The following is an 8,551-nucleotide window of genomic DNA, read 5'->3' as shown; positions in this document are numbered from 1 at the left end:
ACTGATACAAGTCCATATACCCAAGACTTCTGCATTACTCCAAACGGTACACATAACGATTTAGATATTACCATTTTACCAATAGCAGCAGCAAGACCTGGTTTTGATACCGATTATAAATTAGTATTTAAAAACAAAGGAACAACCACCTTGTCTGGAACGGTTGACCTCACGTTTCAAGATGATGTTATGGATTTTGTAAGTGCCGACCCAACAGTTGATGCACAGGTATTAAATAATTTGAGCTGGATTTATAGCAATTTAATGCCTTTTGAAAGTCGTGAAATATTATTTACCATGAACCTCAACACACCCATGGAAACCCCAGCTGTAAATGGCGATGATGTATTGGTTTTCAACGCAACGGTTAACCCAACAACTGGCGATGAAACTCCCCAAGACAATGTGTTTACCTTAAACCAAACAGTTGTTAACTCTTACGACCCTAATGACAAAACTTGTTTAGAAGGCAATACCATAACACCAGATTTAATTGGTGGGGATGTGCATTACATGATTCGTTTTGAAAATACGGGAACTGCAAATGCCATTAATGTTGTGGTTAAGGATGTTATTGATACCGATAAATTTGATGTATCGACCTTATACTTAACAGATTCAAGTCATGATTTGGTTACTAATATATCCAACACCAATGTGGTTGAATTTATATTTGAAGACATTAATCTTCCTTTTGATGATGCCAATAATGATGGTTACGTCGCTTTTAAAATTAAAACATTAGCTACTTTGGTTGAAGGCGATATTTTTGAAAATGGTGCAGAAATCTATTTTGATTATAATTTCCCCATTATTACCAACAATGCACAAACAGCTATTCAAAGCCCTTTAAGTAAGAAAGATTTTGACAATACAATTATTGCTATTTACCCAAATCCAGCACAAAACAAACTGTTTATTGAAGGTGAAAACGGCATTAAATCTGTAACCATTTATGATATTTCTGGACGATTGATTCATCAAATTTCTTATTTAGGCCATAGTAATAGCAGAGAAGTTTCAACAGAAAACTTGGTTCAAGGGACTTATTTGGTGAAAATAAAAACAGCATCTGGAGAAAGCATTAGAAAAATAGTTAAGGAATAAATTTAGTTTTCAGGCGCAAATTCTACGGCAAGATCTTAAATTTGAAGTGTTATTTTATTAAACTGAACTAGCTATAAAAAAGAACGACTAAATTTTTTTAATTTAAACGTTCGCAGTTTCTATAGTTCAAAAGTAAAAATATGCTTCAAAAAAGATACGAAGGCTTTTTAAAAACACCCTGTTTATGGAAAGATGATGCTGTTTATAAGTTACAGCAATTTGAAATCAGTTCTGATTCTGATAAAATTGAGTTTGATTTTGATGAAAACCTTAGATTAGGAAAGTATGTTGAGCGCTTGGTTTCTTTTGAATTAGCCCAACAAAATAACATCTCCGTTTTAGCTGAAAACATCCAAATTCAAAAAGGCAAAACTACTTTAGGTGAAATAGATTGCCTGCTGCTTAAAAATAATAAACCGATACATTTAGAGGTTATTTACAAGTTTTACTTATATGATGCTACTGTTGGTGAAAATGAAATAGACCATTTTATTGGTCCAAACCGTAAGGATTCTTTAATTGAGAAATTGACAAAACTTAAAGACAAACAGCTACCACTTCTCTACCATGATGTTTGCAAGCCATATTTGGACGCACTTAATTTAAAAGCTGAAAACATAAATCAGCAAGTCTATTTTAAAGCGCAATTGTTTTTGCCTTTTTCTAACCAAAACATAGAATTAAAAACTTTAAATAAGGATTGTATTGCTGGTTTTTATATTAAGCAAACTGAATTGCATCAATTTGAAGATTGTAAGTTTTACATTCCAAGTAAAATAGATTGGTTGGTGTTACCGCATACCAATGTAAACTGGTTGAATTTTAATGCGTTTATATTGGCAACCCATCATTATTTTGAAGAAAAATATTCTGCTTTGTGCTGGGTGAAATTTAAAAATGGGGAATTAAAGAAACTATTTTTGGTTTGGTGGTGACCCTTCTTATAGTTAAAAAACAGGTTTTAGCCGGTACGCCCGCGTTAGGGATTGAGGCATTTGTTGAAGCTCGCCGACTTAGGAGGAAGCGACTGCCGAAAGCCCGACCCTTTTGGGTAACGCCCAAAGAAAGGGTAATTTAACTTTTGAAATTAATTTTATGAGATTCCTGCCTACACAGGAATTCTAACATTCTGGTGCCAGTTCTACTTCAAGACCTTCCATGTCTAAGGTCATTCTTATTTGACAACCCAATCGACTATTATCTCTTACATCAAAGGCTTCGGATAACATGGCTTCTTCATCGTCTCCCATTGGTGGCAAATCTGTTGCGCTTAAAACATAACATTGGCAAGAGGCACACATAGCCATACCTCCGCAAACTCCTATGGTTCCTTCTGGTGCTAACTCATAAGACCTTACAACCTCCATGAGGTTCATTGCCATATCTGTTGGTGCTTGCAAGGTGTGTGCAATACCATCTCTATCTGTTATTTTTATTGTAATATCTGCCATTTGAAAAAAATTAAGGGGCAAAAATATGTAAATAAGTTTTAAAAACCTAGTATTCCTACTGATTTAATAGACTAATTGAAACCTGAGCATTTACGTACCTTAACCTGCTATTTTGTATTTATTATAGAAATGTAACTTCAATAATCGTGCCTTTTAAACCTGACATAAATCATATAATTTCCTATGCAAATGTACTAATTTCATCCAATGAATTTATAAGATTATAATTTATGAGTTCGGAAATACCAAGTAAAAACACATTTGTTCATTCCGGTGTTATATCTAAAATAACCGGTAGCTCTGTTATTGTTTCTTTAGAACAAAATATTCATTGCGACTCTTGTCGTGCAAAAGCAGCATGTGGTATTTCAGAATCTAACACCAAAGAAGTCGAAATTATAAATTGTAACGATTCTTATAAAATTAACGAGCAGGTAAAAGTAGTTCTAAAAAGAGCATTAGGTTTTAAAGCCGTGTTTTGGGCTTATATTTTCCCTTTTATATTGATGTTTTCTACATTAATAATAGCATCTAGTTTTTTAAAAGAATGGATAGCTGGAATATTGTCGCTTATAGTTTTAGTGCCATATTATTTAATGCTCTATTTTTTTAAAAACACAATTAAAAGCGCCTTTAAAATGTCCATATTAAAATCCTAACTAAGTTATGTCTGATTCTATAATATATAGTGTTTTATTACTAGCCTCTTTAGGAACGATTGCGGCGATTGTATTGTATATCGTTTCTAAAAAATTCTATGTTTACGAGGACCCTTTAATTGGCAAGGTTGACGACATACTTCCTGCTGCCAATTGCGGTGGTTGTGGTTCGCCAGGATGTAAAGCTTTTGCTGAAAAACTTGTTACAACTGATGACATCTCAGAGCTATTCTGTCCTGTAGGTGGTAATGATGTTATGAAGCAAGTCTCGGAAATATTAGGTAAAGAAGTAGCAGAAAAAGACCCAACAGTTGCCGTATTACTTTGTCAAGGTGGTTGTGATGTTCGGCCAAAAACAACCCTATATCAAGGTCCAAGAACTTGCGCTATTTCAGCTATGGTTTATGGCGGAGAAACCGATTGCCAATATGGTTGCTTAGGAGATGGTGATTGTGTTGCTGTATGTGATTTTGATGCCATGTATATGGATGAAAACACAGGTTTACCTGTAATTGACACAGATAAATGCACGTCTTGTGAAGCTTGCGTAAAAGCTTGCCCAAGAGATATTATAGAAATGCGACCGCGTAACAAGCGCGACCTAAAAATATTTGTTGGATGCTTAAACCAAGATAAAGCCGGTATTGCAAAAAAAGCTTGCGATGTAGCTTGTATAGGATGCTCTAAATGTGAGGATATTTGCCCTAAAGATGCTGTTGTTATGATAGGCAACCTAGCTTATATCGATCCTATAGCATGTACCCTTTGCAGAAAATGTGTAGAAGTTTGTCCGACGCATTCTATAATAGAAACCAACTTCCCTCCAAAAAAGGTGAAAAAACCGGAAGCAGAAAAAGTAGCTGTGGTTAACCCGAATGTAGAATCAGAAAAACCTAAAACAGATGCTTAAAACATTCCCAAAAGGTGGCATTCATCCTGCAGAAAACAAGATTACATCGTCAAAAGCGATAAAAAGGATGCCAGTACCAAAGGTTGTCTATGTTCCGATTGCCCAACATATTGGGATTCCTTCAGAAATAATTGTTGATAGAAAAGATAAAGTTGAAATAGGACAAGTTATAGCCAAGTCTGGTGGATTTGTTTCATCAAACATACATTCTCCTGTTGCTGGAACAGTTACAAAACTTGATATGATTGTTGATTCAAGTGGTTACAAAAAACAATGTATCGTAATAAGAACCGACCCAAAAGATGAGTCCAACCTTCAAGTTCCAGAATTTCCTTTAAAAAAGGAGATAACTATGAATCAAAAAGATATTCTTCAACACATTACAGATTCTGGTATTGTAGGTTTAGGAGGTGCCACATTTCCTTCTCATGTTAAGTTAGATCTTAAAAATGATAACAAAGTTGATTGTTTGATTATTAATGGTGTGGAGTGCGAACCTTATTTAACTGCAGACCACAGATTAATGCTTGAAAAAGCAGATGAGATTATTGTTGGTATTCAAATTTTGATGCATGCCTTACACATTCATGATGCTGTTATTGGTATTGAAAACAATAAAAAAGATGCGATTGCGGTATTAAAACAAGCAGCTCAATCAGACAAAAGAATTAAAGTTGCCGCGTTACAGGTTAAATATCCTCAAGGCAGCGAAAAACAACTCATAAAAGCCATTATAAAACGCGAAGTGCCGAAAGGCGGATTACCAATGGATGTTGGAGTGATTGTGCACAACGTAGGAACAATTTTCGCCATTTATCAAGCGGTTCAATACGATCAGCCTTTAATTGAACGCGTTGTAACAGTTACTGGTAAAAAGATTGAAAACGCATCAAACTTTTGGGTTAAAGTCGGAACGCCAATTAAGGATTTAGTTGATGAAGTTGGGGGCTTACCAGAAGGCACACGAAAAATAGTGAATGGTGGACCAATGATGGGAAAAGCCATAAAAAATACCGATGTACCAGTTACTAAAGGAACTTCTGGAATTTTAGTTATTTCTGAAGATGAAGCTAGCAGGCAGGAAGCTAAAAACTGTATTCGTTGTGGCCAATGCGTATTTGTTTGCCCAATGGGACTAGAACCTCATCTGTTAATGAATTTATCTGAAAAAGGTTTATATGAACGTGCTGCTTCAGAAGATATTATGACCTGCATTGAATGTGGTTCATGCAGCTACGTTTGTCCTTCACACAGACCTTTATTAGACTATATAAGATTTGGAAAAAGTATTGTGAAAAAATTAAACACTACAAAGAATTAATATGGCAGATCCAATTATTATTTCAGCCTCACCGCACGTACATTCAGCCAGAACATCAAAAAAAGTCATGTATGATGTGCTTTATGCTTTAATCCCAGCATTTTTGGTTTCCATTTATGTGTTTGGGATAAGCGCTTTAATACTCACATCAGTCGCTGTTGTTTCGTGTATTGTATTCGAATATCTCATTCAAAAATATCTTTTAAAAACTGAAATCACCGTAACCGATGGTTCTGCACTCATAACAGGTATTCTTTTAGCCTTTAACCTGCCCGCTGGACTTCCAATTTGGATGATAATAGTAGGTAGTTTAATTGCCATTGGGGTTGCAAAACTTTCTTTTGGCGGCTTGGGTTACAACATTTTTAACCCTGCGCTTGTTGGTCGCGTATTTTTATTGGTTTGTTTCCCTGTGCAAATGACTTCGTGGCCTACTGCCGTTGAGAATAATTTGTCCTTAGATGCCGTTACTGGCGAAACTACATTAGGCATCATTAAAGAAGGTCTTATGTATGGAGAAACCATGTCCAGCATTAGCGAAAAAATACCTTCTGCTATGGAATTACTACTCGGAATTACAAGTGGATCTATTGGCGAAATGTCTGCATTGGCATTACTTCTTGGAGGTATCTTTTTAATTGTACGCAAAGTAATTACTTGGCATATTCCAGTTACTATTTTGGTAACTATGGCTGCTATGACTGGAATTTTCTGGTTGGTAAATCCAGAGCTGTATGCCAATCCGTTAATTCATATTTTATCTGGTGGTGCCATTTTAGGAGCTTTTTATATGGCAACCGATTTAGTCACCAGTCCAATGACAAAAAAAGGTATGGTAATTTTCGCCATTGGTATTGCAGTTATTACTGTAGTTATCAGATTATTTGGCGCCTATCCTGAAGGGGTATCATTCGCAATATTAATAATGAACGCTTTTGTACCGCTTATAGACAAGTATTTTAAACCAAGACGATTTGGGAATCAAATCAAATCAAAAATCATGTAATTATGAGTAAAAAAGAATCCACTTTTTTAAATATGACTATTGCACTTTTTGTAATTACAATTGTTGCAGGCATATCTCTTGGTTTTATAAATGATATTACCGAAGGTCCGAAAGCAAAAGCGAAATTAGAAAGAAAGGTAAACGCCTTAAAGCAAGTGTTACCTGAATTTAATAACAATCCTGTTGAAGCAGTTTTAATGCTTAAATCTGATAAAGCTAAAGACAGTATTGAAATTTATACTGGAACTTTTGATAACCAACCAATAGGAACAGCCATTGTTGGTTCGTCTGAAAAAGGTTATAGTGGGTTAGTGAAAATTATGGTAGGGTTTAATCCTGATGAAAGCATCAAAAACATTGTAGTACTCGAACAAAAGGAAACACCAGGATTGGGAACTAAAATGAAGGATGAAAAATTTATGAGACAGTTTAGAGGTAAAAAACCATCAGAATTTAATTTAAAACCTACAAAAGATGGTGGTGATGTGGATGCCTTAACTGGAGCAACAATCTCCACTCGTGCTTTTGGTGAAGCTGCTCAAATGGCTTACGATGTATTTGTAGAAACTAACCAATCTGAAAATTAGATATCATGGCAGAGAAAATAACTCAAAAGGAAAACTTTTTAAAAGGGATTATAAAAGATAATCCTGTTTTCGTCATGTTGTTGGGTATGTGTCCAACTTTGGGTGTCACCTCATCAGCTTTCAACGGCTTGGGAATGGGAGTCGCAACTTTGTTTGTGTTATTAATGTCGAACATAGTGGTATCCTTAATTAAATCGCAAATACCAAGTAAGGTTAGGATTCCTGCATTTATTATCATTATTGCTTCTTTTGTAACCATTGTAGAGATGGTTTTAGAAGCCTACATCCCTTTCCTATTTGAACAACTGGGAATCTTTATCCCATTAATTGTAGTAAACTGTTTGATTTTAGGTCGAGCTGAAGCTTTTGCATCAAAGAATGATTTAGTGTCATCTATAGTTGATGCCTTAGGCATGGGAATTGGATTTACAATTGCTTTAACGGCTTTAGGAGCTGTACGCGAAATATTAGGAAGTGGAAGCCTATTCGATTTCCGTTTCGTATCAGAAGATGCCAACACGTTATTACTTTTCATATTGCCTCCAGGGGCATTTATCGCATTGGCATATTTATCTGTTTTATTCAATAAAGTATCTAAAACAAAATAACACATGGAATATATTTTAATTCTTATAGCCGCTGTTTTTGTAAACAATATTGTACTGTCACAGTTTTTAGGGATATGTCCGTTTTTAGGTGTTTCAAACAAAGTATCTACATCTATTGGAATGTCTGGTGCCGTATTATTTGTGATGACTATTGCCACGACGGTAACCTATTTATTACATGAATATATTTTAGTGCCTGCTGGATTAAACTATTTAAGAACCATCACGTTTATTTTGGTTATTGCGGCGTTAGTGCAGATGGTTGAAATTATTCTAAAAAAGGTAAGTCCACCCTTATATCAAGCGTTGGGTGTTTTTCTTCCTTTAATTACTACGAATTGTGCTGTTTTAGGTGTCGCCATATTAGCATTAGGATTGGAAAATAGTAGCTTAATAAAAGCTGTGTTTTTTGCAATTTCAAACTCTATTGGATTCGGTTTAGCTTTAATTGTTTTTGCAAGTATAAGAGAACAACTAGAATTGGCTAACATTCCTGAAGGCATGAAAGGTGTGCCTATCAACTTGTTAGTGGCGGGGCTTTTATCTTTAGCGTTTTTAGGGTTTACGGCATTAGTTTAAAAGAAGTATTGGATGTATTCCTTTTTTATATTCTGTATTACTTTTTTAGCACAACCACAAGGTTCGGTGATTCATCAGGGTTAAAAGGTTGTTTCTTTAGATTCCCATAGAATTCAATATTAAAACCTATTTCTTTCGCCAATTTATTGAAATCATTTTCTGAATGCCGGTATAATTTCGTTATAATTTGACTTTTCTGTTGGCTATTCTTTTCAATTTTATCGATGATAAAATCTAAATCATTCTTATTCATATTGTATTTCCTGATTATGGATACCTCATCATTTTCAAATACATTAAGTATATGGTTGCCACTTTCAGGT

At 34.9% G+C, this 8,551-nt stretch carries 11 protein-coding genes; 9 read left to right on the top strand and 2 right to left on the bottom strand.

Annotated features, from left to right (window positions below):
* Together WBN21_RS08400 and WBN21_RS08395 are read left to right on the top strand one after the other, a co-directional pair.
* Positions 1-1,107, top strand: a 1,107-nt coding sequence (locus tag WBN21_RS08400; protein WP_424199283.1) for a T9SS type A sorting domain-containing protein, incomplete at its 5' end; no start/stop codon positions are given.
* Positions 1,108-1,247: 140 nt separating this feature from the next.
* Positions 1,248-2,042 (top strand): DUF1853 family protein, encoded by a 795-nt coding sequence (locus tag WBN21_RS08395; RefSeq protein ID WP_424199281.1) that lies wholly within the window; start codon positions 1,248-1,250, stop codon positions 2,040-2,042.
* Positions 2,043-2,228: 186 nt separating this feature from the next.
* On the opposite strand, the gene WBN21_RS08390 is transcribed toward WBN21_RS08395, so the two are convergent.
* Positions 2,229-2,558: a ferredoxin gene (locus WBN21_RS08390; protein ID WP_424199279.1), complete on the bottom strand. Its 330-nt coding sequence runs from the start codon at positions 2,556-2,558 to the stop codon at positions 2,229-2,231.
* 230 nt (positions 2,559-2,788) lie between these two features.
* Between WBN21_RS08390 and WBN21_RS08385 the strand changes: the two genes are divergently transcribed.
* From WBN21_RS08385 to WBN21_RS08355, 7 genes are read left to right on the top strand one after another with little or no spacing between them, the layout of a single operon-like run.
* Positions 2,789-3,217 (top strand): SoxR reducing system RseC family protein, encoded by a 429-nt coding sequence (locus WBN21_RS08385; protein ID WP_424199277.1) that lies wholly within the window; start codon positions 2,789-2,791, stop codon positions 3,215-3,217.
* 7 nt (positions 3,218-3,224) lie between these two features.
* The gene (locus WBN21_RS08380) at positions 3,225-4,127 is read left to right on the top strand and encodes a Fe-S cluster domain-containing protein (protein ID WP_424199275.1); all 903 of its coding nucleotides are present in this window, start codon (positions 3,225-3,227) and stop codon (positions 4,125-4,127) included.
* Positions 4,120-5,448 (top strand): electron transport complex subunit RsxC, encoded by a 1,329-nt coding sequence (rsxC, locus tag WBN21_RS08375; RefSeq protein ID WP_424199273.1) that lies wholly within the window; start codon positions 4,120-4,122, stop codon positions 5,446-5,448. The genes WBN21_RS08380 and rsxC overlap by 8 nt, the downstream gene beginning before the upstream one ends.
* Position 5,449: 1 nt before the next feature.
* Entirely contained in the window at positions 5,450-6,454 is a 1,005-nt protein-coding gene (locus WBN21_RS08370) for an RnfABCDGE type electron transport complex subunit D (protein WP_424199271.1), read from the top strand.
* 2 nt (positions 6,455-6,456) lie between these two features.
* Positions 6,457-7,041 carry an RnfABCDGE type electron transport complex subunit G gene (locus WBN21_RS08365; protein ID WP_424199269.1) on the top strand — a complete coding sequence of 195 codons (585 nt, stop codon included), beginning with the start codon at positions 6,457-6,459 and terminating at the stop codon, positions 7,039-7,041.
* Between the two features lie 5 nt (positions 7,042-7,046).
* Entirely contained in the window at positions 7,047-7,649 is a 603-nt protein-coding gene (locus WBN21_RS08360) for an RnfABCDGE type electron transport complex subunit E (protein WP_424199267.1), read from the top strand.
* A 3-nt stretch (positions 7,650-7,652) separates the two neighbouring features.
* Entirely contained in the window at positions 7,653-8,228 is a 576-nt protein-coding gene (locus WBN21_RS08355) for an electron transport complex protein RnfA (RefSeq protein WP_424199265.1), read from the top strand.
* A gap of 37 nt (positions 8,229-8,265) precedes the next feature.
* Here the strand turns inward: WBN21_RS08355 and WBN21_RS08350 are convergent.
* Positions 8,266-8,551, bottom strand: a 286-nt coding sequence (locus tag WBN21_RS08350; RefSeq protein WP_424199263.1) for a hypothetical protein, incomplete at its 5' end; no start/stop codon positions are given.

The sequence above is a fragment of the Algibacter sp. genome, assembly GCF_049667265.1.
GTDB lineage: Bacteria > Bacteroidota > Bacteroidia > Flavobacteriales > Flavobacteriaceae > Algibacter_B.
Note: the sequence above shows the minus strand (reverse complement) of the source record. Positions and strands in the feature narration are given on the sequence as shown.

What these genes read in the sequence shown, in the direction of transcription:
- WBN21_RS08395 (WP_424199281.1), top strand. Translation starts at nt 1,248, where the DNA reads ATGCTTCAAAAAAGATACGAAGGCTTTTTAAAAACACCCTGTTTATGG.
- WBN21_RS08390 (WP_424199279.1), bottom strand. Translation starts at nt 2,558, where the DNA reads ATGGCAGATATTACAATAAAAATAACAGATAGAGATGGTATTGCACAC.
- WBN21_RS08385 (WP_424199277.1), top strand. Translation starts at nt 2,789, where the DNA reads ATGAGTTCGGAAATACCAAGTAAAAACACATTTGTTCATTCCGGTGTT.
- WBN21_RS08380 (WP_424199275.1), top strand. Translation starts at nt 3,225, where the DNA reads ATGTCTGATTCTATAATATATAGTGTTTTATTACTAGCCTCTTTAGGA.
- rsxC (WP_424199273.1), top strand. Translation starts at nt 4,120, where the DNA reads ATGCTTAAAACATTCCCAAAAGGTGGCATTCATCCTGCAGAAAACAAG.
- WBN21_RS08370 (WP_424199271.1), top strand. Translation starts at nt 5,450, where the DNA reads ATGGCAGATCCAATTATTATTTCAGCCTCACCGCACGTACATTCAGCC.
- WBN21_RS08365 (WP_424199269.1), top strand. Translation starts at nt 6,457, where the DNA reads ATGAGTAAAAAAGAATCCACTTTTTTAAATATGACTATTGCACTTTTT.
- WBN21_RS08360 (WP_424199267.1), top strand. Translation starts at nt 7,047, where the DNA reads ATGGCAGAGAAAATAACTCAAAAGGAAAACTTTTTAAAAGGGATTATA.
- WBN21_RS08355 (WP_424199265.1), top strand. Translation starts at nt 7,653, where the DNA reads ATGGAATATATTTTAATTCTTATAGCCGCTGTTTTTGTAAACAATATT.